The 24,152-nt window shown below is 30.5% G+C and carries 21 protein-coding genes; 17 read left to right on the top strand and 4 right to left on the bottom strand.

Features of this window, described 5'->3' with window-relative positions:
- Positions 1-90 precede the first annotated feature (90 nt).
- Positions 91-2,535, bottom strand: coding sequence for a replication restart helicase PriA (gene priA / locus WHD07_RS03090; RefSeq protein WP_343330010.1), 2,445 nt, complete (start codon positions 2,533-2,535; stop codon positions 91-93).
- A gap of 389 nt (positions 2,536-2,924) precedes the next feature.
- Between priA and WHD07_RS03085 the strand changes: the two genes are divergently transcribed.
- The 10 genes from WHD07_RS03085 to WHD07_RS03040 all read left to right on the top strand — a co-directional run bounded on the left by WHD07_RS03085 (position 2,925) and on the right by WHD07_RS03040 (position 14,933).
- Entirely contained in the window at positions 2,925-4,685 is a 1,761-nt protein-coding gene (locus tag WHD07_RS03085; RefSeq protein ID WP_343330009.1) for an APC family permease, read from the top strand.
- 141 nt (positions 4,686-4,826) lie between these two features.
- Positions 4,827-6,575 carry a TrkH family potassium uptake protein gene (locus WHD07_RS03080; protein ID WP_343330008.1) on the top strand — a complete coding sequence of 583 codons (1,749 nt, stop codon included), beginning with the start codon at positions 4,827-4,829 and terminating at the stop codon, positions 6,573-6,575.
- 4 nt (positions 6,576-6,579) lie between these two features.
- The gene (locus WHD07_RS03075) at positions 6,580-7,263 is read left to right on the top strand and encodes a potassium channel family protein (RefSeq protein WP_105048872.1); all 684 of its coding nucleotides are present in this window, start codon (positions 6,580-6,582) and stop codon (positions 7,261-7,263) included.
- A 43-nt stretch (positions 7,264-7,306) separates the two neighbouring features.
- Complete coding sequence (locus WHD07_RS03070; RefSeq protein WP_343330007.1) at positions 7,307-7,876, top strand: AraC family transcriptional regulator; 570 nt, start codon at positions 7,307-7,309, stop codon at positions 7,874-7,876.
- Positions 7,877-7,978: 102 nt separating this feature from the next.
- On the top strand, positions 7,979-10,192 hold the full coding sequence (locus tag WHD07_RS03065; protein WP_343330006.1) for a heavy metal translocating P-type ATPase: 2,214 nt from the start codon (positions 7,979-7,981) through the stop codon (positions 10,190-10,192).
- 12 nt (positions 10,193-10,204) lie between these two features.
- On the top strand, positions 10,205-10,417 hold the full coding sequence (locus tag WHD07_RS03060) for a heavy-metal-associated domain-containing protein (protein ID WP_343330005.1): 213 nt from the start codon (positions 10,205-10,207) through the stop codon (positions 10,415-10,417).
- 343 nt (positions 10,418-10,760) lie between these two features.
- A complete protein-coding gene (locus tag WHD07_RS03055) occupies positions 10,761-12,038 on the top strand; it encodes an APC family permease (RefSeq protein WP_343330004.1) in 1,278 nt (425 codons plus the stop codon).
- Positions 12,039-12,656 carry a MarC family protein gene (locus WHD07_RS03050; protein ID WP_343330003.1) on the top strand — a complete coding sequence of 206 codons (618 nt, stop codon included), beginning with the start codon at positions 12,039-12,041 and terminating at the stop codon, positions 12,654-12,656. It begins immediately after the preceding gene.
- A 341-nt stretch (positions 12,657-12,997) separates the two neighbouring features.
- Positions 12,998-14,305: an ATP-binding protein gene (locus tag WHD07_RS03045; RefSeq protein ID WP_343330002.1), complete on the top strand. Its 1,308-nt coding sequence runs from the start codon at positions 12,998-13,000 to the stop codon at positions 14,303-14,305.
- The gene (locus WHD07_RS03040; protein WP_343330001.1) at positions 14,298-14,933 is read left to right on the top strand and encodes an RloB family protein; all 636 of its coding nucleotides are present in this window, start codon (positions 14,298-14,300) and stop codon (positions 14,931-14,933) included. Before WHD07_RS03045 ends, WHD07_RS03040 begins: the two co-directional genes overlap by 8 nt.
- A 164-nt stretch (positions 14,934-15,097) precedes the next feature.
- Here the strand turns inward: WHD07_RS03040 and WHD07_RS03035 are convergent, their stop codons facing one another.
- Both WHD07_RS03035 and lon read right to left on the bottom strand, forming a co-directional pair.
- The gene (locus WHD07_RS03035; protein ID WP_343330000.1) at positions 15,098-15,892 is read right to left on the bottom strand and encodes a phosphocholine cytidylyltransferase family protein; all 795 of its coding nucleotides are present in this window, start codon (positions 15,890-15,892) and stop codon (positions 15,098-15,100) included.
- A 301-nt stretch (positions 15,893-16,193) separates the two neighbouring features.
- A complete protein-coding gene (gene lon, locus WHD07_RS03030) occupies positions 16,194-18,647 on the bottom strand; it encodes an endopeptidase La (RefSeq protein ID WP_343329999.1) in 2,454 nt (817 codons plus the stop codon).
- A gap of 237 nt (positions 18,648-18,884) precedes the next feature.
- On the opposite strand from lon, the gene WHD07_RS03025 reads away from it, so the two are divergent.
- Positions 18,885-19,178, top strand: coding sequence for a type II toxin-antitoxin system HigB family toxin (locus WHD07_RS03025; RefSeq protein WP_343329998.1), 294 nt, complete (start codon positions 18,885-18,887; stop codon positions 19,176-19,178).
- Between the two features lies 1 nt (position 19,179).
- Entirely contained in the window at positions 19,180-19,536 is a 357-nt protein-coding gene (locus tag WHD07_RS03020) for a helix-turn-helix domain-containing protein (RefSeq protein WP_343329997.1), read from the top strand.
- A 1-nt stretch (position 19,537) separates the two neighbouring features.
- Here the strand turns inward: WHD07_RS03020 and WHD07_RS03015 are convergent, their stop codons facing one another.
- Positions 19,538-20,197: a class I SAM-dependent methyltransferase gene (locus WHD07_RS03015; protein ID WP_343329996.1), complete on the bottom strand. Its 660-nt coding sequence runs from the start codon at positions 20,195-20,197 to the stop codon at positions 19,538-19,540.
- Between the two features lie 126 nt (positions 20,198-20,323).
- Between WHD07_RS03015 and WHD07_RS03010 the strand changes: the two genes are divergently transcribed.
- The 5 genes from WHD07_RS03010 to WHD07_RS02990 all read left to right on the top strand — a co-directional run bounded on the left by WHD07_RS03010 (position 20,324) and on the right by WHD07_RS02990 (position 24,122).
- Entirely contained in the window at positions 20,324-21,271 is a 948-nt protein-coding gene (locus WHD07_RS03010; RefSeq protein ID WP_343329995.1) for a hypothetical protein, read from the top strand.
- A gap of 11 nt (positions 21,272-21,282) precedes the next feature.
- Positions 21,283-21,849 (top strand): GNAT family N-acetyltransferase, encoded by a 567-nt coding sequence (locus WHD07_RS03005; RefSeq protein WP_343329994.1) that lies wholly within the window; start codon positions 21,283-21,285, stop codon positions 21,847-21,849.
- A gap of 135 nt (positions 21,850-21,984) precedes the next feature.
- A complete protein-coding gene (locus tag WHD07_RS03000; RefSeq protein WP_343329993.1) occupies positions 21,985-22,551 on the top strand; it encodes an RNA polymerase sigma factor in 567 nt (188 codons plus the stop codon).
- On the top strand, positions 22,541-23,065 hold the full coding sequence (locus tag WHD07_RS02995; RefSeq protein WP_343329992.1) for a hypothetical protein: 525 nt from the start codon (positions 22,541-22,543) through the stop codon (positions 23,063-23,065). Before WHD07_RS03000 ends, WHD07_RS02995 begins: the two co-directional genes overlap by 11 nt.
- Positions 23,049-24,122, top strand: a complete 1,074-nt coding sequence (locus WHD07_RS02990) for a hypothetical protein (protein ID WP_343329991.1) — start codon at positions 23,049-23,051, stop codon at positions 24,120-24,122. Before WHD07_RS02995 ends, WHD07_RS02990 begins: the two co-directional genes overlap by 17 nt.
- Positions 24,123-24,152 lie beyond the last annotated feature (30 nt).

Genomic DNA, 24,152 nt, shown 5'->3' with positions numbered 1-24,152 from the left:
CTATAGTTTATAATTGCATAGGAAAGTTCGCTGATAGCTTAGTACTGTTAACTGATACTGAATACTGCCAACTAAAATACTGCCAACTAATTAATACGCATCCACATCTGTTATAAAACGGATGGGTCTAAAATCTTTAACAGCTTCAAAAGTATCTTTTATCTTTTTTAGCTGTTTTTTTGTACTTGCTAAACTCTGTTTTGGCGGAATTTTAATAACAATATTTTTAATATATTGATTTCTAATTCTAGAAACAGCCGGAGCAGTTGGGCCTAAAACATGTTCTCCAAAAGAACTATATAAGGCTTTAAACAACCAATTTACACCAGTATCAACTTTATTATAATCTTTATGTTTTAACGTAATTTTTATCAACCTGTAGTAAGGAGGATATTTAAATTGCCAACGTTCTTGCAATTGTTCTTTATACATTTCTGCATAATTGGTTGTAGAAACTTGTTGCAATATTTGATGAAACGGATTGTAGGTTTGTATGGCTACATTTCCTTGTTTTTTACTTCTACCAGCTCTACCAGAAACTTGTACCATCATATCGTAGGCACGTTCATGCGCTCTAAAATCTGGAAAGTTTAGCATAGAATCTGCATTTAAAATCCCCACTAAAGTAACATTGTCAAAATCTAACCCTTTAGAAAGCATTTGCGTACCCACTAAAACATCTATTTCTCGGGCTTCAAAAGCACCAATTATTTTTTGATACCCATATTTACCACGAGTGGTATCTAAATCCATTCTTCCTATTTTATGATCAGGAAAAAGTTGGGTTAATTCTAATTCAATTTGTTCTGTACCAAAACCTTTATTATCTAAAGTATTACTTCCGCAAGCTCCACAACTATTAGGCATTGCACGTTGGTAATTACAATAATGACAACGTAATTCGTTTCTAAATTTATGATAGGTTAAACTCACATCACAATTTGGGCACTGAGGAGAAACACCACAAGTTTTACACTCTACAACAGGCGAAAATCCACGTCTGTTTTGAAACAAAATTACTTGCTCTTTTAAATCTAAAGCCTCTTGAATCAATTTTAGCAAACGATCAGAAAAATGACCTTTCATTTCTTTTTTTCGTTGCTTCTCTTTAACGTTAATCAATTCAATTTTTGGTAATTGCACATTTCCGTGTCGTCTATTTAAGGCAACAAATCCGTATTTTTTTTGTTGCGCATTAAAGTAGCTTTCTAAAGATGGAGTAGCAGAACCCAATAATATTTTAGCTGCGTGAATTTTAGCTAAAACAATAGCAGCATCTCTAGCATTGTATCTTGGTGATGGTTCAAACTGTTTGTAAGACGTTTCGTGCTCTTCATCAACAACAATTAAACCTAGGTTAGAAAAAGGTAAAAAGATAGATGAACGTGCACCTAAAATAATGCGTGCTTTAGGTTTGTTCTCTAAAACATTGTTCCAAACTTCTACACGTTCATTCATAGAGTATTTAGAATGAAAAACAGAAATTTGTTCTCCAAAATAAAACTGTAAACGCGTTATTATTTGTGTGGTTAATGCAATTTCTGGCAACAAGAATAAAACTTGTTTTCCTTGGTCTAAAATTTCTTGAATTAACTTTGTATAAACCTCTGTTTTACCAGAACTTGTAATTCCGTGTAAAAGCGTTACGTCTTTTTCTGTAAAGGTTTCTTTAATTTCAGAAAGTGCTTTTTCTTGAAATTCATTTAGCTTTTTTAAATCGTTTGTATCTCCTTTAAACTGAATTCTATCTGTTTGAATATGGTAAAACTCAAAGATATTTTTGTCAACTAAAGATTTTATAATACTAGATGATACGTTTGCTTTTTCTTCTAATTCTTTTACTTTTATAGGTTTTTTAGAAGCTGATAATTGAAAAAAGCCTAAAACAGCTTCTCGTTGTTTTTTTGCTCTAGATAATTCTTCTAATAGGTTTCCTAATGAATCATCCGAAGAATAATTAGAATGTAAACGAACATATTTTACCAACTTAGGTTTGTACTGTTCGTAAATTTCTTCTTTAATGGTAATCGCCGTTTTTTTTATCAACGAATTAACAATAGGCATTACTTTTTTCTTTCCTAAAATGGCTGCAACCTGATGAATGGTTAATTGAGATTGATGTTGCAAAGCCTCAAAAATTAAAAATTCATCATCTGCTAAAATATCCTCTTCTGTAAAAGCTTCATTTTTATTGATAATAGTTTCGCTTTCTAATAAAAAAGCAGAAGGTAGCGCAGCCCTATATACATCACCTAAAGAACACATATAATAGTTTGCAATCCATTGCCAATGTTGTAATTGCAATTCATTAACCAACGGAACTTCATCTAAAATCTGATGAATTTCTTTAGCTTCATATAACGTTGGTTTGGTTTGATGAATGTTTAAAACCAATGCAGAATACATCTTCGATTTTCCAAAAGAAACAGCAACACGCATTCCTTTTTGTAAAAAATTAGCCTCGTCTTCAGTAATAGAATACGTAAATGTTTTCTGGATAGGAATGGGCAATATGACGTCTATAAAATGTAGCAAATAACTTATTTTTAGGTGTTTGTCATTTTTTAATTAAAAGAAGTCTATACATTTTAATGTAAGACTTCAATATTTCTTTTTATACTTAAGTAACAATGACTTTAAGAATCAAAATTACATAAAAATTGGTACATTTTTTTGATAAATAGTGAAAGTTCTATTTTATAATTGTTAGACTGATAAATCTTTATTTATGATGAACATCTAGTTTTTTTCTGTGTTTTAAAAAGATAACTTTGTACTTCCTTTTGGCTTTATTTATTTTTTTACTGAGATTTATCATTAAAACGATTTTAATTAAGGTTTAATTTTGATACGAGTTTCAAAAAGAATGAACTAAATTTAATCTCTAATACAGTTACAATTGTAAAAGATTAAGAAGGTTACTAATGAAAAAACATGAAAAATTATCTGTTTTAGCTTCTACTGCCATTTGTGGTAATGATATAAGCTCATCTGTTTTATATGTATCTGCTTTGGCCATCGCTTTTGCGGGGCAATATGCTTGGGTAACATTATTAATTGTATCTCTGGTTCTTTTTCTTTTTAGGAAAATTTATGGAGAAGTGGTTGGAGCCTTGCCTTTAAATGGTGGTGCCTACAATGCCTTATTAAATACAACAAGTAAGTCTATGGCTTCTTTTGCCGCAACATTAACCTTGTTGTCTTATATGGCTACAGCAGTTATTTCTGCCAATGAAGCCATACATTATTTGCACCATTTAATTCCTGGTATTCCAGTAATTATAGCTACTATTTTATTACTAACTTTTTTTGGTGTTTTAACCATAGGTGGTGTTTCTGAATCTGCTAAAGTAGCAATCGGAATTTTTCTTTTTCATTTGGCTTCTTTTGCGTTATTAAGTATTTTTATTATTTACTTTCTGTTGCATAGTGGGATAGGTATATTTATAGAAAATTGGCATCTACCAACTACGGGTGGAAGTATTATAAATGCTATTTTTTTAGGGTTTGCAGCCTCTATGTTGGGTGTTTCTGGTTTTGAAAGTTCAGCCAATTTTGTAGAAGATCAACAAAAAGGTGTTTTTCCAAAGACCTTAAAAAATATGTGGATTGTAGTTAGTGTAATCAATCCTTTAGCAGCCCTTTTTGCTTTGGCGTTATTTGCAATGCCTTTGTTACAAAGTGATGCTTATCAAAATACATTATTAATTGAAATGGCTTCTCATGTTGGTGGCAACTGGTTGGCTATTTTAATAGCTATTGATGCATTTTTAGTATTAAGTGGAGCTGTATTAACAAGTTTTGTGGGGGTATCTGGTTTGCTAGAACGTATGGCATTAGATAGAATTTTACCACAATATTTTTTAAAGAAAAATAAAAAAGGAAGCTCTTATCGTATTACGATTGTTTTTTTACTTTTAACAATATCGGTATTATTAATTACCAACGGAAACGTAAAATTGTTAGCAGGTGTGTACACCATTTCTTTTCTTTCTGTAATGGCACTTTTTGGAATTGGTAATATTTTATTAAAAGTAAAAAGAGCAAGTTTACCGCGTCCAGAAAAAGCAAGTTGGTTTGCCATACTAGTAGCTATTAGTGCTGTTGTTTTTGCCCTTATAGGTAATGTAAGTATGAAACCCAAAGAAGGTTTGCCTAGTAATGTATCTGTTTTTCTAGAGTATTTTATACCTTCTATTATTTTTATCAGCATAATGTTAAATAGAACTTTGTTGCTAAAAGTGCTACTAAAAATAATACATTCTGTATTCGATCCTTTTAGAAAAGCAGTGCTAAATACAGATAAAAAGTTACTTTCAATTATAGATAAAATCAATTCTCAAGAGTTTGTGTTCTTTACGAAAGGAGATAATCTTGCAAACCTAAATCAGGTAATGATGTATATTTCTAAAAATGAGCATACCAAAAAATTAAAATTGGTGTTTGTGTCTAATGCAGATAATAAATTACCAAAAACTCTTAAGAAAGAAGTTGATTTTTTGGATAGAGAATATCCAGAAATTGCTATTGATTTTATTATTGAAGAAGGTCAATTTACTCCGGAATTAATTAAAAATTTATCAGAAAGATGGAATATCCCTATTAATTTTATGTTTATAGGTTCTCCTGGAGATCGTTTTCCTTATAAAATAGAAGAGTTGGGTGGTGTTCGTTTAATCATATAATAAAACAATTTTATATCAACCTATAGAAACGAGCATACTTAAAAAAATAATACACGTTTTTTCTTTTTAAAGAGATAAAAAAACAAAATAAAACAATTTAAAATTGAATAGAATACTAATTATGAAGACTACTTTTGCCTAATGAATGTTGCTTTTAAAAAAATATATAATACTGCATTTTGGGCAAGTGTTTTAGGGATGTTTGCTTTTATATTCCATTTTGGTTTTGAGCAATCTATTTTGGTACAAGAACTTATAGATGGGTTTTACTTTATTGTAATTGCTTTGGGGTTAATCTCTACTTTTATGAGGTATTTTGAAAGGCCACATCTTTTAAAAAGAAATGTAATTGTCTTTGATGTACTTTCTGTAATGTATCTATTAGGTATTTTTTATATGTACCTCTTTGTTGGAGAAGCTTTTCAGACAGATTTGGTTTTAGACAACCCGTTATGGCTTGTTTTTGCTGTTATTTTATCTTTTATTAGAGAGTTTTCTGAACTGAAATTAAACCTAAATAGAATTTATTTTAATCCTGCTCAGTTATTTATTTTAAGTTTTTTAACCATTATTTTTTTAGGCTCATTATTATTGATGATGCCAAAAGCAACGTATAATGGTTTGTCTTTTATTGATGCATTATTTACATCCGCAAGTGCGGTTTGTGTTACAGGGTTAGCGGTAGTAGATACAGGTTCTTATTTTACTGTTTTTGGGCAATCTATCCTTTTAATTCTAATTCAAATTGGTGGTTTGGGAATTTTAACTTTTGCGAGTTATTTTAGTTATTTTTTTAAAGGTGGTAGCACGTATGAAAACCAATTAACGCTAAGTGAAATGACTAATGCACAAAGAATAGGAAGTGTTTTTAATACCTTAAAAAATATTATTGTAATTACCGCAACGGTAGAGTTAAGTGCAGCCATACTTATTTATATTTCCTTAGATGATGCCTTAGTTACTAGCTTTGTAGACAAAGCCTTTTTTTCTGTTTTTCATGCTATTTCTGCTTTTTGTAATGCCGGTTTTTCTACATTAAGCAATAGTATTTACGAGGTTGGTTTTCGTTTTAATTACTCTTTGCAATTGGTTATTATTGCTACCTTCTTTTTAGGAAGTTTAGGTTTTCCTATTGTAGTAAATCTTGTTAAATATTTAAAGCATGTAATTCTTAATTTTTTCCGATTTCAAGCGTACAGAAAAGCATATAAACCTTGGGTTTTAAAAATTAACAGTCGTATTAATTTAGTTACTACTTTATCACTTACAGGTGTTGCTTTTATACTTTTTTTTATAATAGAATATCATAATACTTTAGAAGAGCATTCGTTTTTTGGTAAAATGGTCAATGCTTTATTTATTGCAACAACACCTAGAACAGCCGGTTTTAATTCGGTAGACATGACTGCTTTGGCATCGCCAACATTAATGATTACCTTTTTATTAATGTGGATTGGAGCTTCGCCTGCATCCACCGGAGGTGGTATAAAAACCAGTACTTTTGCCATTGCTATTTTAAATATACTCAGTTTAGCAAAAGGTAAAAACAGAATAGAAGTATACCGAAGAGAAATTGCAGATATTTCTGTAAAAAGAGCATTTGCTACCATAGCACTTTCATTAATTGTAATAGGTTCTGGTATTATGCTAATTACTATTTTTAACCCAGAATTAGGGCTTTTAAACATTGCTTTCGAAAGTTTTTCTGCCTATAGTACTGTTGGGTTAAGTTTAGGTATAACCGCAAATCTTGGTACGGCTAGTAAATTAGTGGTAATTGCTATTATGTTTATAGGGAGGGTAAGTATGCTTTCTATAATGGTAGCCGTTTTTAGAAAAATTAAACATAAAAATTATCGCTACCCAAGCGAAGAAATAACCATAAACTAATATTATGAAATATATTATTGTAGGACTCGGAAATTTTGGAGCTCCATTGGCAGAAAAACTAACTACACAAGGAAATGAAGTGATTGGGATAGATAGCAATATGGCAAAAGTAGAATTGTATAAAGAAAGAATTTCTCATACTATTTGTATGGATGCTACGGATGAATCTACTGTTTCCGGATTGCCATTAAGCGATACCGATGTGGTTATTATCGCCTTTGGGCAAGACCAAGGAGCTAATGTTATGACAACGGCATTGTTTAAAAATTTTCAAGTAAAACGATTAATTAGTAGAGCTATTAATCCGTTGCACGAAAAAGTTTTAAATGCCATTGGTATCGAAGAAATTGTACATCCAGAAGAAGAATCTGCAGAGCGTTGGGCTAAAAAATTATGTTTAACAAATGTGGTAGATTCTTTTGAGTTGAGTGCAGATTTTAGCATTATTGAGGTAAATATTCCCGAAAGATATATTGGCAGTACAATTAAAGAAATTCAGCTTCGTAGAAAATACAATATCTTAGCATTAACTACCATTAAAAAAAGAAAAGTAAAATCTATTGTTGGTAGGTCTAGAAACGAAGAAGAAGTACAAGGTGTGATATCGCCAGATACTGTTTTAAACGAAAATGATATTTTAGTAATTTATGGGGCTAATAGAGATTTAAGAAACTTTACCAACCATTAATTCCCCCTTAAATAAGTAGCAATTATTTTTTAAATTTAAAAAAATGAACACCACTATTATCTATATAAAAAATATGGTTTGTCCGCGTTGTATAGATGTGGTAAAAGAAATTTGTGCAGATTTACAGATTGGTATTCACAACCTTCAGTTGGGGAAGTTAGAAAGTAATACTGTAATAGATGATGCTTTAAAATTAGCCTTGGGAGCGCGTTTAAAAGAAAGAGGTTTTGAGTTGTTAGAGGATAAAAATCAAAAAATAATAACGCAGATTAAAGCGTTAATAATTGCACAAGTACATCACTCAAAAGAACCTTTACATATCAATTTTTCAGATTATATTTCTGATGAATTACAGCATGATTATGCTTCTCTTAGTAGGCTTTTTTCTTCTGTAGAAGGGATTACTATAGAACGTTTTATTTTAAAACAGAAAATAGAGCATGTAAAAGAACTTCTTTTTTACAAAGAATATTCGCTTTCAGAAATTGCTATTCAGATGAATTATAGTAGCGTAGCACACCTTTCTGCTCAATTTAAAAAAGAAACGGGTATGTCTCCTTCTCAGTTTAAAAAGATGAAAAATCCCAAGCATCAATCGTTAGATTCACTTTAAGTAAAAAATCATTAAATCAGAATTATACAAATGATACTCATAATTCTATAACAAATTTGGTGTACAGTAGCTGTACTTTTGTAGTACAATAAAAGTGATAGCATGAAAGAACAATATAAAGTAGCAGGTATGACGTGTGCCTCGTGTGCCATTAGCATAGAGACGTATTTAAAGCCGCAAAAAGGAATTCTTGAGGTTGCTGTAAATTACCCAAATCAATCGGTGACCATCTCATATGACGAGAATATTATTCCGTTGGAAACTATTGGGAATAAAGTTAAAGAAATAGGTTTTAAATTGATTTTAGGCACAAAAGAAGATACTAAAAAAGAGTTTGAAGCTTTAGAAGAAAAAAGATTAGCAACCCTTAAAAAGAAGTTGATTTTCGCTGCAATCTTTTCGGTGCCTATTTTTATCATGTCTATGTTTTTAATGGGTAAAATACCGTATGAAAATTGGATTATGATGGTGCTTGCATTGCCTGTTTTATTTTATAGTGGAGCAGAGTTTTACACCATTGCGTGGAAAAGGTTAAAGAGTTTTTCTACAAATATGGATACATTGGTGGCATTAAGTACCGGAATTGCCTTTTTATTTAGTGTGTTTAATACCGTAAATCCGCAGTATTTTTTAAGCAAAGGTTTGGTGCCTCATGTGTATTTCGAATCGGCAGTAATTATTATTACTTTAATTTTATTAGGACGTTTTTTTGAAGAAAAAGCAAAAAGTAAAACCTCTTCTGCCATTAAGAAATTAATGGGTTTAAAACCTAAAAAAGTAACCGCTATTAGAAATGGCGAAGAAAAAGTAATCTCTTATGATGAAATTTTAAAAGGAGAAATGATCATTTTAAAACCTGGAGATAAAATTCCTGTAGACGGAAAAGTAAAAAAAGGAACTTCTTTTATAGATGAAAGCATGATTTCTGGAGAACCGATTCCGGTAGAAAAAATGAAGGGAAGCAAAGTTTTTGCAGGTACTATCAATCAGAAAGGATCTTTAAGAATTATTGCTACTAAAATTGGCGATGAAACTTTACTATCTCAAATTATTAAATTGGTAGAAGAAGCACAATCTAGCAAGCCTGCTATTCAGAAATTGGCAGATAAAATTGCAGGTATATTTGTGCCTATAGTAATTGGTTTAGCAATAGTAACTTCCGTTTTATGGTATTTCTTAGGGCCAGATCCTTCCATAACGTATGCATTATTAACACCAATTACCGTTTTAATTATTGCTTGTCCGTGTGCCTTAGGTTTGGCAACTCCCACCGCTTTAATGGTGGGGATTGGTAAAGGAGCACAACAAGGAATTTTAATAAAAGACGCGCAAGCATTAGAAACTGCTTATAAAATTGATACTTTAATCTTAGATAAAACAGGAACCATCACCGAAGGAAAACCAAAAGTAACCGATTTAATTTGGGATAAAAACACAGTTTCTACCGAGTTAGAGAAAGTAGTGTTTGCTATAGAATCAGAATCAGAACATCCTATAGCAGAGGCAATTGTAGCACATTTAAAATCGATAGATACAGAAAGTGTTTCCATCGATTCTTTTACAAGTATTACTGGTTTAGGAGCAGAAGCAACCTTTAAAAATGAACTATATAGAATAGGGAATGAAAGTTTAATGGTTCAAAAGGAAATTACAATTCCTGCCGAATTGAGTGTAAAAGCAAATGGCTTAAAAACAGAAGCAAAAACAGTGGTGTATGTAGCGCATAAAAACACCGTAGTTGCTATAATTGCAGTGGCCGATAAAGTAAAAGAAACAACGCTTGCTGCCATTGAGAAACTACAACAAATGGGCATAGAAATACACATGTTAACTGGAGATAATGAGCAAACTGCAAAAGCAATTGCCAACAAAGTTGGGATAAAAAACTATCAAGCAAATGTAATGCCTGCAGATAAAGGTGCTTTTGTGAAAGAACTACAAGCACAAGGCAAAGTGGTTGCGATGGCAGGAGATGGCATCAATGACTCGCATGCTTTGGCACAAGCAGATGTTGGTATTGCTATGGGAAGCGGAACAGATATTGCGATGGAAAGTGCAGGAATCACGTTAATGCATTCCGATTTAAAACAGATTTCTAAAGCCATTCAATTGTCTAAAGCAACGATGAAAACCATCAAACAGAATTTATTCTGGGCATTTATTTACAACCTTATTGCCATTCCTATTGCGGCAGGAGCATTGTATCCCATCAACGGCTTTTTATTAAACCCAATGATTGCTGGGGCAGCAATGTCTATGAGTTCTATATCTGTACTCTCTAACAGTTTAAGATTAAAAAATAAAAACATTAATTAAAAATAAAAAAAGATGACAACCGTAAAATACAAAACAAATATCCATTGTGGAAGTTGCATTAAATCTGTAACGCCTGTATTAAATAATTTAGACAATATAGATTTATGGAAAGTAGATTTAGAGCACGATGATAAAATTTTAGAAGTAACCTTAGATGATGAAGATAAAAACAGCGTAGTAGAAGCTGTAAAAAGTGCAGGTTTCGAAATTGAAGAAATTCAATAACAAAACCAATGGCGCATTTGTATTTTTTGTAAATCTAAAATCTAAGTTCGAGTGATTTTGAGGTACGAAAAATTATATCGAGAACAATTTTATAACTTAAAATAGGTATTCTCGATACAAATTTTACGCATTGCAATTGTAAAATTCACTCGAATTGACAGCCTTTTGTCAAAATAAACAACACTCTAGATGTTAAAGAAGAATACGAATAAGTGCTATTTTATGCAAATACATTGTAAAGGCTCAAAACACAATTACCTTGTTTTTGAGCTTTTATTTTTATAAGGAAATTTGATACTGAATCCTTTAATAAAATTTACCTTTATACTTTAAATGACCATAAATGAACAAAAAAATAGGATTAAAAGAAGCAATATCTATTGGAGTAGGCGGAATGGTAGGTGGTGGAATTTTTGCAGTTCTTGGTCTTGCGGTATCACTCGCAAAAGGCGGAACACCTATTGCTTTTTTATTGGCAGGAATTTTGGCTTTAATAACTTCTTACAGTTACGTAAAACTCTCAATATCCTACCCAAATAGGGGAGGAACGGTAAAGTTTATCAACCAAGGGTTTGGTAAAATGGTGTTTAGTGGTGCAATTAGTAACCTTTTATGGGTAAGTTATATTATAATGCTTTCTCTTTATGCTTCTGCATTTGGTTCTTATGCACCTAATTTATTAGAAATTACACATCATAAAACCATCGATTTTCATATTTATGCGAGTGGCATCATTGTTTTGGCAACCGTAATTAATTATTATAGTGTTGCTGTGGTGGGTAAAATAGAAGCTTATGCTGTTGTTATTAAACTGATCATTTTAATTGCCTTTATTTTTATTGGAGGTTACGGGTTAATAGGGAATCCAGAACTGACGCAATTGGCAGTGACTAATTGGGAAGCTCCTATTAAATTATTTGCAGGCGGAATGGTTATTTTTGTGGCTTATGAAGGCTTTGAGTTAATAGCAAATGCAGCGCCTGATATTATCAATCCAGAAAAAAATATTTCTAGAGCTTATTACATCTCGGTTATTTTTGTCATTATTTTGTACATTATTATTGCCATTGTTACGGTGGGGTCACTTCCTTTTTCAAAAATTGCTACGGCAGAAGATTATGTTTTGGCAGAAGCCGCAAAACCGATGTTAGGACAAATTGGTTTTTCTATAATTACGGTGGCTGCTTTAATCTCAACCTTTTCAGCAATCAATGCTTCTTTATTAGGTGCTGGTCGTGTAAATTATGAAATTGCAGAAGATGATGAACTCGATCATCATTTTTTAGCAAAATTATGGAACCAACCTATTGGGTTATTGGTAACCGCCATTGCGACTTTAATTCTTGTAAATATTCTCGATTTAGAAAGCATCTCTACAGCAGGTAGTGTTGGGTTTTTACTTATTTTTGGTATTGTAAATTTTGTTGGTTATAAATTGTCTAAAAACACAGGAAGCAATAAAGTAATTCCGTTAATGGGTTTTATTTTATGCATGGTTGCTACCGTTATTTTAATACACCAACAGTACGAAACAAACCTATTGGGAGTACTCATTTCTATTTCAATTATTGGGTTTTGCTTTATCGCAGAATGGATTTATAAAAACACAGAAAAAAAATAAATGGATAATCTTTTAACCTATTCAATTACCGTATTTACTGGTTTTTTAGCCATTATGAATCCGGTTTCTAATTTACCAATTTTTTTAACTTTATTAGACGGAGCAAGTAAAGAAACTAAGCAAAGAATAAATAAACGAGCAGTTATAATTGCTTTTATTATTGTTACTGTTTTTGTTATTTTAGGAAAATTTATTTTCGAGCTATTTGGTATAACAATTCCTGCTTTTAAAATAACAGGTGGTATTTTAATTTTCTTTGTTGGGTTTGATATGTTACAATCTAAAAAGTCGAATATAAAGCATTTAAAAAGTGTAGATATTGACGAAAACATCGCGGTTTCGCCATTAGCAATTCCTATTTTAGCAGGACCAGGAACCATTGTAACTGCCATGAACTTTGTGTCTGATGCTAGTTATATTCACATTAGTTTGGTGATACTAATTTTTGGGATAATGTGCTTGTTAACCTATATTACTTTTGGTTTAAGCGATTATATTGTTCGGAAAATAGGGAATAATGTTATTTCTGTAATTGGTAAAATAATGGGATTAATCATTGCTATTATTGGTACAAGTATGATTATTGAAGGAATAAAAATTTCTTTTAATTTGGTTTAGAATAAGGGTGAAATAAAAAACACTTCTTCGTAAAAACGATATAAAAACCTTCAATCTCTGTAATAGTTGCAGTTAAATTGGAGGTTTTTTTTGTGTTTGTTGTTTTTGTAAAACGATAGATTTACTTTAATAAAGTGTTATTTAAATGTTGATAAACAGTTGTTTAATAATTGATTTTTTATGGTTAAAAAACTAACAGTTAATTAACTGTTGATGTAGTTTCTTTAAATGGAGGATATGTAATTGATAAAGGTGTGTCTCATTAAAAAAGTGAACTTTCAATCAACTTAATGATGTTTTTGGCTTATATTTGTAATAGGTTTACATATAAAGATTAAAAAATGTTAATAAATTTTTCAGTTGAAAATTTTCGTTCAATAAAAAATAAGGTCACTTTATCATTTGAGGCTTCAAATTCAAATGATTTGGAGGATTACTTTGTTATAAATGCAGGGAAAGATTTAAGATTATTAAAATTAGGTCTTATATATGGAGCAAATGCTTCTGGAAAGACAACTTTATTAAATAGTTTAGATTTTTTACAAGAATTAATACTTGAACCTGCTGATAAAAAAAATGAAATTATTGAATTCAGTCCTTTCTTATTTGATAAAGAATCAAAGAATAAAAATACTATTTTTAATATTGAATTTTTTCAAAACAATGTAAAATATATATATAATCTTGAGTTAAATAAGAAATCTGTTATAGCTGAAGAACTTTACTTTCATAAGCCAAATAAAGCATTGGTTTTTCGTAGAACTACGGAAGTATCTAAACAGTTATCGAAAATTGAATTTGGGAGTAAGATTAAAATTAATAAATCTCATAAGTCTACACTAGAGGCTAATACTTTATGGAATAATACTGTTTTAGGTGGTTATATTAAAACAAATTTTGAATCTAAGGAGCTTCAAGAAACTATTGATTGGTTTGATAATAAACTAAAACCATTAATTTCTTCGAAAACAAGTTTATTAAATTTTATTTCAAGTAGAATTGAAAGTGATAAGATTAATAAAAATGACATTGTTGAGTTTCTTAAAAAAGCAGATTTTAATATATCAGATTTAATAATCAAAAGTGAAGAAACAGAAATAGATGCAGATATTTTGGAGTTTCTTAATAAAAAAACTTTGATGCCTGATGATAAATTGAATAAAATAAAAGAAACCGGAAAGATTGAGAAAAAAGAAATATTTTTTCAACATTCACTAAATAATGACAATTTTTTGTTACCTTATAATGATGAATCTGAAGGTACTCAGAGATACTATCAATTTAGTGGGTTATTAAGTTTAATGATGAAGAATGAGCTTATAGTGCCTATTGATGAAATAGAATCTTCATTACATCCCGATCTATTAAAACATTTTCTTTTGTCATTTTTAGTAAATTCTAAAACATCTCAATTAATAGCAACAACTCATCACCGAGAACTTTTAATTGAAAAAGATATACTCCGTAGTGATGCTATTTGGTTTGCAGAGAAAAATGATAACGGATGTACTGAATTATATTCTTTAGATGATTTTGATTCATCAGTTGTTAGAAAAGATACTGGCTCTATATTTAATGCCTATAAAACAGGTAAATTAGGAGCAGTACCAAGTTTAAGTGATTATTATATTGAATTAGAAAATGGCTAGAACTAAAAACTTACGAAATCATCACAGAAAAGGTAAAAAAACGTATTCTATAATAGTAGACGGTAAAACCGAAGTTTGGTATTTGCAAATGCTAAAGAAGAATGAAGACATCCCTAGAATTGATATAAAACCAGAATTGCCTAAAAAGAAAAAATTTTCTGAACAGTTTGCAAGCGTAATTGAAAACTCAAAGATATATGATGAAGTAATTTGGCTTATTGATTTTGATACAATTTTAAAAGAATCAAAAGAAGCTAAAAAAGGTTCGAAAACAGCTTTACAAGAGTTTAATGAATACAAAATTAAAATAAACAAAAGCTTCCATAATGTACAGTTATTTATAAATGCACCTTGTTTAGAATTGTGGTTGTTATTACATTTTGAATCAATCGGTAAGTTTTTTTCAAATTGTAATGATGCTGAAAAAAGACTAAAACAATTACATATTAAAGACTACGAAAAGAGCGAAAAATTCTACAAAAAGAGAAATAATGATATTTACAAATTATTATTTGACAAGAAAAAAAATGCTATTTCAAATGCGAAAAAACTTGGGGATTTTAATATAGATAATCCTAATAAAAGTATTTCTGAAATGTATAAGCTCTTCGAAAAATTTGGGATATAAAACATTGTTATTCAGTTGTTTTTTTTTAAATGACCTAAATATATCTTCTCAACACCCCCAACAAACAAGTCTAGCCCTGATTGAAGTAAATGTTTGAGCTCTTTTTATTCTTTTTCAGAATAAAAAAGCGAGTGCGGAAAGCAGGAAATAGCTTCTAATAAAAATTAATAAAGAGCGTAGGTAACCTCTTCTTCAGTAGCTACTACTGGAAATAGTTTTTCCGCTTCGGCCAAATCTAAAATAGTATCTACTTCGTACCAAGGTTTTTCATCGAAAGAAACAGCTTCGAATGCTAGTGTTTTTTCGGCTACTAAGCTTGTAAAAACGGTTTCGTAATAGGCGTTTACGTTTCCGGATTCAATATATTGATTCAGTTTTTTTGTAACTTCTTGCCAAGATTCTAAAGAGAAACTATAAATATTTACGGTTTTATAGCGCGTTTCTGTATACGGTTCTGTGGTGCCTGGTTGAAACTGCATTACCTCGTTTTGGTCATTTAAAGTTACGGTAGTTCCGTTTAACCAAGGTTGCATTTTTGCTACGGCAATTCTATTTGGATACTTCATGTGGGTTAATAGATCGGTGTCTAAAACCAAGTCGCTCTCTAGAAGTACAAAAGGTTCTTTAATGCTGTTACGAGCCATCCAAAGTGAGTAAATATTGTTGGTGGTTTTGTATAGCGGACTGTGTATGTACTCGATACTTAAACCGTCTGTTTGGTTGCCTAAAAAGTCTACAATACATTCTTGTTTATAACCAGTTACAATAACAAGATGCGTAAAACCCTGGTCTTTTAAATTGGTTACAAGACGCGCTAACATAGATTCTTCGCTAACTAAGGTTAGGCATTTTGGAGCATCTTTTGTGATTGGAAAAAGACGACTTCCGGTTCCGGCAGCTAACAATAATGCTGTTGTAATACGTGGGGTATTTGTATTGTTTTTAGAGGTAAGAGTCATGTACTATTTAGTATCAAAAAAAAACATAAAAGCACTTTGTAGCGCTTTTATGTGAGTTATGTTTAGTGTTTTGTGTTTTTGTTTGTGTATAATGTAGTAAATAGGTGTAAATTTTACGAATATAATTTTTTAGAGGCCTAAATAATTATTAAAATTGTTTTTTTTGCAAATTTACTATGCTAAAACGGAACTAGCTATTTATATGTAATGTTTTACTACAGAAAGTAAAAACGTTGGTAAAAGGGCATAAAAAGGCCTCTAATTACCAATTAAAAATCAGCATATTAGAGGCTTTTTAAGTTTAGTTTAATTTTTTAGCATTCTTTACTTTTTGCTTTGTAAGTGCTATTTCTATAACTTCTTTCATTTCTGTAACATAATGGAACGTCATGCCTTTTAAGTAGCTTTCTTTGATTTCTAAAATGTCTTTTTCGTTTTCTTTACACAGAATAATTTCTTTAATATTTGCTCTTTTAGCCGCTAATATTTTTTCTTTAATTCCGCCAACAGGTAACACTTTTCCACGTAAGGTAATTTCACCAGTCATGGCTAATTTGTTTTTAATTTTACGTTGCGTAAAAGAAGAAACTAAAGAAGTTAACATGGTAATACCTGCACTTGGTCCGTCTTTTGGCGTTGCGCCTTCTGGTACGTGAATGTGTACATTGTATTTTTCTAAAACCTCTTGTTTAATTCCAAATTCTTCTGCATTTGATTTGATGTATTGTAGGGCAATGGTTGCAGATTCTTTCATTACCGTACCTAAATTACCTGTAATAGAAAGCGTTCCTTTTCCTTTAGATAAAATAGATTCTATAAATAAAATGTCTCCACCAACGCTGGTCCAAGCTAAACCGGTAACAACACCAGCAACATCATTGTTTTCGAATTTATCTCTAAATCTTGGTGTTCCTAAAATATCTTCTATTTTTTCTGATGAAAGAGCTACGTCATATTCTTCTTCTAAAGCAATAGATTTAGCTGCAAAACGTACCACTTTGGCAATTTTCTTTTCTAAACCACGTACACCAGATTCTCTTGTATAACCTTCTACAATTTGCTCTAATTGTTTTTTACCTAACTTTAAATCTTTGGTAGTTAAACCGTGTTCTTTTAATTGTTTTGGTAATAAATGTCTTTTGGCAATTTCTATTTTTTCTTCTATCGTATAACCGGTAACATTTATAATTTCCATTCTATCGCGCAATGCCCAAGGAATTTGACCTAAGTTATTGGCGGTTGCAATAAAAAGTACTTTAGATAAATCGTACCCAACTTCTAAGTAGTTGTCGTAAAAAGCTTCGTTTTGCTCCGGATCTAAAACTTCTAACATGGCAGAAGAAGGATCTCCTTGATGGCTATTGCTTAGCTTGTCTATTTCATCTAAAACAAAAACTGGGTTAGAGGTTCCTGCCTTTTTTAAATTCTGAATTAAACGCCCTGGCATGGCACCAATATAAGTTTTTCTATGTCCTCTAATTTCTGCTTCATCACGCAAACCACCTAAAGACATACGTACGTATTTACGTCCTAATGCTTCTGCAACAGATTTCCCTAAAGAAGTTTTACCAACTCCTGGAGGTCCGTATAAACAGATAATTGGCGATTTCATATCTCCTCTTAACTTTAAAACCGCTAAGTGTTCTATAATTCTTTCTTTTACTTTTTCTAAACCAAAGTGATCTCTATCTAAAACCTTTGTAGCTAGTTTTAAATCGAATTTATCTTCAGAGTAAATTCCCCAAGGTAACTCTAGCAACAATTCTAAGTAGCTTCTCTGAACACCATATTCAGCCGCTTGCGGATTCATTCTTTTTAATCGATTGATCTCTTTCTCGAAAGTAGCAGCAACTTCTTTATTCCATTTCTTAGTTTTTGCTTGCTTGCGCATTTCTTCTAACTCCTCGTCATTAGAAACGCCACCAAGTTCATCTTGTATGGTTTTTAATTGCTGATGTAAATAATATTCACGTTGTTGTTGGTCTAAATCTTCGCGAGTTTTAGACTGAATATCGTTACGTAATTTTAATTTCTGAAGCTCTTTGTTTAAGTTTTTTAAGGCTAACAAAGCACGTTCTTTTAGATTGTCTTTTTCTAAAATAACTTGTTTTTGCGCTACAGATAAATCCATGTTCGATGAAATAAAATTCACCAAAAACGAATCTGATTTTATGTTTTTAATCGCAAAAGAAGCTTCGCTAGGTAACATTGGGTTTTCCTTTATTACTTCTAAAGCTTGTTCTTTAATAGATTCTATAATGGCTTCAAATTCTTTTTCATCATCTACACTTCTGTCTTCAATAGCTTCTTTTACAGTGGCTTTTAAATACGGTTTGTCCTGAACGATGGTATCAATTTCGAAACGTTTTTTACCTTGTATAATAACGGTTGTGTTACCATCAGGCATTTTTAAAACACGTAAAATCTGTGCTACAACACCCGTTGTATGAATGTCTGCTAAACCTGGTTCTTCTACTTCTTCGTTTTTTTGAGCAACAACTCCAATTACTTTATCGCCTTTGTTGGCATCTTTTATCAACTGTATAGAAGCGTCTCTACCTGCTGTAATAGGTATTACAACTCCTGGAAACAATACAGTGTTTCTTAAAGGTAAAATAGCTAAAACTTCCGGAACGCTTTCTTTGTTAATAATCTCCTCGTCTTCTGGAGTCATTAACGGAATTAATTCTGAATCTTCATTTAACATGCTATGTAGCGACAAATTGTCTAAATGCATTATTTTTGGTTTGCTCATCTGTTATATCTCTGTCATACTGACATTGATTTTTAAAAACTGTAAAATCAATGTCAATTCGTTATTTTTAGTTTATTGATAATCAGTAAATTAATTATCTATTTTCTGAATCTCTAATATATAAAAACAATTGTTGTGCCAAGGTTTAAATTTAGTTTGATTCAGTTTTATTCATTGTATATATTTAAATATTCCCGTTTCGGGAACTTTTTGTATATTTGCTTAAAGAAAAAACATGTGAGAGTTATTGCAAAACGAACTTTAAGGTATTTTTGGTTAAAACATTCCGATTCGGAACAGCAACTAACAGCTTGGTACCGAGAAATGGAAAGAGCTAACTGGGAATCTTTCAATGAATTAAAAAAGGAATATCCAAGTGCTAGTATTTTAACGGATAACCGAGTAGTGTTTAATATAAAAGGAAATAATTATAGGTTAATTGTGAAGTTTAATTTAGAATACCAAATATGTTGGATTCGATTTCTAGGTACACACGCAGCATATGATAAAGTTAACGCAAACGAAATTTAAGATGAATATTAAACCAATAAAAAATGAAGTAGATTACCAAAATTCTTTAGATAGGTTAGAGGTGATTTTTGATGCTAAAAAAGACACAAAAACTGGTGATGAATTAGAGATTCTATCAATTTTAATTGATAAATATGAAAATGAGGTGTTCCCTATTGGCTTTCCAGATCCTATTGAGGCTATTAAATTTAGAATGGAGCAAATGGGGTTAAAGCAAAAAGATTTGGCTGAAGTTATTGGGTTTAAAAGTCGTGTAAGTGAAATTTTAAACAAAAAAAGAAAACTGACTTTAGAAATGATTAGAAACTTAAATCTAAAATTACATATTCCTACAGAGGTTTTGGTGCAAGATTATTAATTTAAAGCAAACTATAGAGCGTAGTTATAATAATCCCTTTATTATCCTTTAAAACATAAGATAATAATTGTTTCTCATCTTTCACTTTTAAATTAAAAGGTGCTGCTAATAAGTCTATTCCGCTTTGCTTTTTAATTCGAATTCCTTGTCCGGACATTATATCTTTATTGGGTGTAAAGTTTCCTGAAGGCAAATGCTCTGTGAGGATAATGTATTTATAATTGTCTAATTTATTTACAATACTTTGTACTTCTTTATTAGATAAATGTTGCAATACTTGTCTTAAAATAACACAATCTGCAGCGGGTAAATTATCTACAGCAATATCTAAACAACGGAATTCTAAATTTGCTGCTTTAAAGGTTTTCGTATTGTGCTCTATTAAATTTGAAACAATATCTACAGCAATATAATTTTTGGTAAAAGGAACCAATTGCTTGCCAATGTTAAAATCTCCACAACCTAAATCGCAAACCGTAATTGGTGTTTTAAATGTTTTTAAAAAGGCACGAACAACATCAATATAAGGTGTTATTATTTCTGGTTGATGAGAGCCCGAACCAGAATAAAATTCGGTGTTATTGCTTCCCCAAAGATTTAGTTCATACACCTGTTCCATGGCTTTTTTTGTAGGCCAAGGCTTCTTTATTTTTTTATCCATAGAAATTAAAAAGCAGATTTGTTCAGTTTCAAAAGTACTATTAAAACAAATAATTATCTATTGTTAGTATCAATATAAGTACTTCCCCTTTTTTTTTCATCATTTTTGCAATAGAAAATAACACAGATGTCTGCCATACAAATTAAAAATATCCTTTATAAAGGATGGAAAGAAACAATAGCCATTTCAAATGCTGAAATTAAAGTTTTAGTGGTGCCAGAAACTGGACGTATTATGCATTATGGTTTTATTGATGGAGAAAATGTTCTGTATGAGAATAAAGCGCTAGAAGGTGTTGCATTTACTAAAGATGCATATTTTAAAAATGGGTCTAAGGTTGAAGCACCAAATGTTGGTGGAAACAGAGTTTTACCATGTTCTGAAGATTATTTTCATTTAATAACAGGTTCTAGGCATGTGCCAGATCCTTATATAAATGCAAGTGCTTATTCAGTTACTTTTTTAGGGAATGGTATTGTTTTAGAAAGTCCGATTAGTACCTTATTAGGCATTCAGATAAAAAGAACCATCACAATTTCTAAACAAGGAACACGAGTTAACATTCAACAAGAATTGATTAAAAAAGTAGCTGCAAAAAGTAAAGAATTAGAAAACATTCCGTTGACTATTTGGAGTTTATCAAAAATTAAAACACCCAATGTTAGTTTTGCAGGCATTAATAAAAATAGTGTTTTTAAAGATGGTTTTACAATTTCTAAATGGCCAGATGCAAAAAATTACGCAGAAGAAAATGTAGTACTAAATAATGATATTATCACCTTAAAATCGTCTGAAGAATTTCCTCAAAAAATAGGTTTAGATGCTAAAAAATGGGTTGCAGGGTATTTAGAAAAAACTTTATTTGTAGAGCAATTTAATTTTGAAGAAAAAGCTACGTATCCAGATAACGGAACATCTGTTACTATTTTTGGCAATCATTTGTTTACAGAACTAGAATGTTTAAGTCCAGAAAAGAAATTGGTTCTTGGAGAAAGTATCCAATACGATTTACATTGGAGTTTGTGTAGGGTAAAGGATGCGCGTGAAGTACATCGTTTTTTAGAAAATCTATAAAATATAATTAAATGGAAGTAAAACTGGCTGATAATACTCAAGATTTATATCAAATATTAGATATTCAAAAAGAAAATCATTTTAGTAATTTATCTAATAATACAATAAATGATAAAGGTTTTGTTACCGTAAAACATAGTTTTGATGATTTAGAAAAAATGAATTCTAAGGCGCCTCAGGTTATTGTAAAAGACAAGGATGTTGTTGTGGGCTATGCTTTGGTAATGCTTATAGAATTTAAAGATTTAATACCTGTACTTGTACCAATGTTTTCTGTTTTAGATACAATTAACGTTAACGGAAAAAAACTTTCTGAATATCGTTATTATCTAATGGGGCAAATTTGTATAAAAGATAATTATAAAAGAAAAGGACTTTTTAAAAAATTATATCTAAAGCATAAAGAAGTGTTTTCTAGTTTGTATCAATTTTGTATTACAGAAGTTTCATCTAGTAATATTCCTTCTATGTTAGCGCACCGTAAAATGGGGTTTAAAATCATTCATACTTTTAAAGACGCCTCAGATGAGTGGCATATTCTCTTGTGGGATTGGACAGAAAATAATATTTCTTCTTAAGGTTACCGTTTACTTTTTAGGAAGTATCCGTTAAAACCTGCCTCAATTTAAACACTCAATAAAAAAAGAGTAATTTTATTTATAGAAACTGTCACAAATTAAAAACATATTTGTCTATAGAATACAAACGTTTTATTGGAAACTAATCAACCACATATAACCAACCTTATAAAACGCTGCAAAAAGTCGGATAAAAACGCGCAGTTAGATTTGTACAAAGCCTATTACCAAGCAATGTACAATACTGCATATCGTATTTTAAAAGATAATTTTGAAGCGGAAGATATTATGCAAGAAGCGTTTTTAACGGTTTTTACAAAGATGGATAGTTATAAAGGTGAAGTAACTTTTGGAGCTTGGTTAAAAAGAATTGTGATCAATAAAAGTTTAACGCAATTAAAAAAGAATAACCGATATCAAGAAGTAAAAATGGAAGTGATTCCTGATGATGATGTAGAAGAAGAAACTATTGATTATACAGGGTTACAAGCAAAAAGTGTATTGCGTTGTTTGCAAAGTTTAAAAGAAAATTACAGATTGGTGTTAACCTTACATTTAATAGAAGGATATGATTATGAAGAAATTGCTCAGATTTTAAACTATACCAATGAAAATGTGAGAACCACTGTTTCTAGAGCAAAAAAGAAATTAAAGCAAGTATTGCTTGCAGAGTATAATAAGGTACAAGAATATGGAAGATAAATTAAATCAATTTTTTTCTGAAAATGAATTCGACTTTCTAGAGCCGCATACAGGGCATTTAGAACGCTTTGAACGCAAATTAAATAAACAAAAGAAAACTGTTAAAACCTCTTGGAAATGGTTGTCGGTTGCAGCTTCAGTAGTTTTAATATTTGGCTTTTGGTTGGGGAGTAATCATCAAAAAAGACAAATGGACTTGGCAGATGTTTCTCCTAAAATGGAAGAAGTACAAAGCTACTTTGTTTCTACAATTCATCAAGAATTAAAAACCTTAGAAAAAAATAGAAATTTAGATACAGAAAAAATTATAGAAAGTGCTTTAGAAGAGTTAGAAGAGTTAGAAGATGCTTACAAAGTTTTTGTAAAAGATTTGACTAAAAATGGAGAGCAAAGAAAAATAATTAGTGCAATGATTAAAAATTATCAGCAGCGATTAGATGTTTTAGAATACACTTTAAAACAAATAGAAGAAGTTAAAAATCTTAATTTAGTACAAGATGAAACCTATATATAAAATTACCCTCTTATTTCTTTTAATCCCTTTGTTGGCTAATGCTAGCATTGATAAAAAGAAACACGAAAAAAACAAGGTTGTAAAAAAAGTTTTCGCAGTAAATGCGGATGCTAAAGTGGCGCTTAATAATAAATACGGTAACTTAAATATTACTACTTGGGATAAAAATAGTGTAGAAATTGAAGTTACAATTACCATACAAGGAGATGATTTAGAGGATGTAGAAGATACATTTTCTACTATAAATATTGCTTTTAACTCTAGTGCATCTTTGGTAGAAGCAAAAACAATTATCAGTAATAAAAAAAGTAGTTGGTCTTGGTTTGGTAAGAGTAAAAGTATCAACTATAAAATTAATTATGTAGTAAAAATGCCAAGATCTAATTCTGTAGATTTAAACAATGATTATGGTAATATTTACTTAGATAATTTAGAGGGTAGGGCAGTTATTAATTGCGATTATGGTAAAGTAGCTATTGGTAATTTGTTTGCCAGAGATAATGATATTAACTTAGATTATTCTCCGAGTTCTACTATTCACTTCATAAAAAGTGGTAACGTAAATATTGATTATTCTAAATTAAATATAGAAGCTTCAGAACAAATAAAAATCAATTCAGATTACTCAAGTACAAAATTAGAAAAGGCAGGAAGTGTTCATTTTAATTGTGATTATGGTTCTATTTCTATTGAAGAGGCGGATAATATCAACGGAAATTCGGACTATGTAAGTATGCGTTTTGGAACGGTAAAGAAAAACTTAACAATTGAAACAGATTATGGTTCTTTAACAGTAAAAAACTTAGCAAAAGGTTTCGAAAATGTTGATATCAATGGAGAATATGCAGGTATCAGAATTAATGTAGATCCAGATGCCGTTTTCGATTTTATAATCGATTTAGAGTATGCTGGTTTTAGTAGAGATGATGATAAGATAGAACTTTTTAAAAGTATTTCTAAATCGACAAAAAAATATTACGAAGGTAAATTCGGTAAAGGAAATACCAATTCTAAATTGAAGATTACTTCTCAGTATGGAGGCGTAAGTATTAAATAAGATTAAAAACAATCAACCTAAACAATAACA

It is taken from the genome of Polaribacter staleyi (genome assembly GCF_038024045.1).
GTDB classification, from domain to species: Bacteria; Bacteroidota; Bacteroidia; order Flavobacteriales; family Flavobacteriaceae; genus Polaribacter; species Polaribacter butkevichii.
Note: the sequence above shows the minus strand (reverse complement) of the source record. Positions and strands in the feature narration are given on the sequence as shown.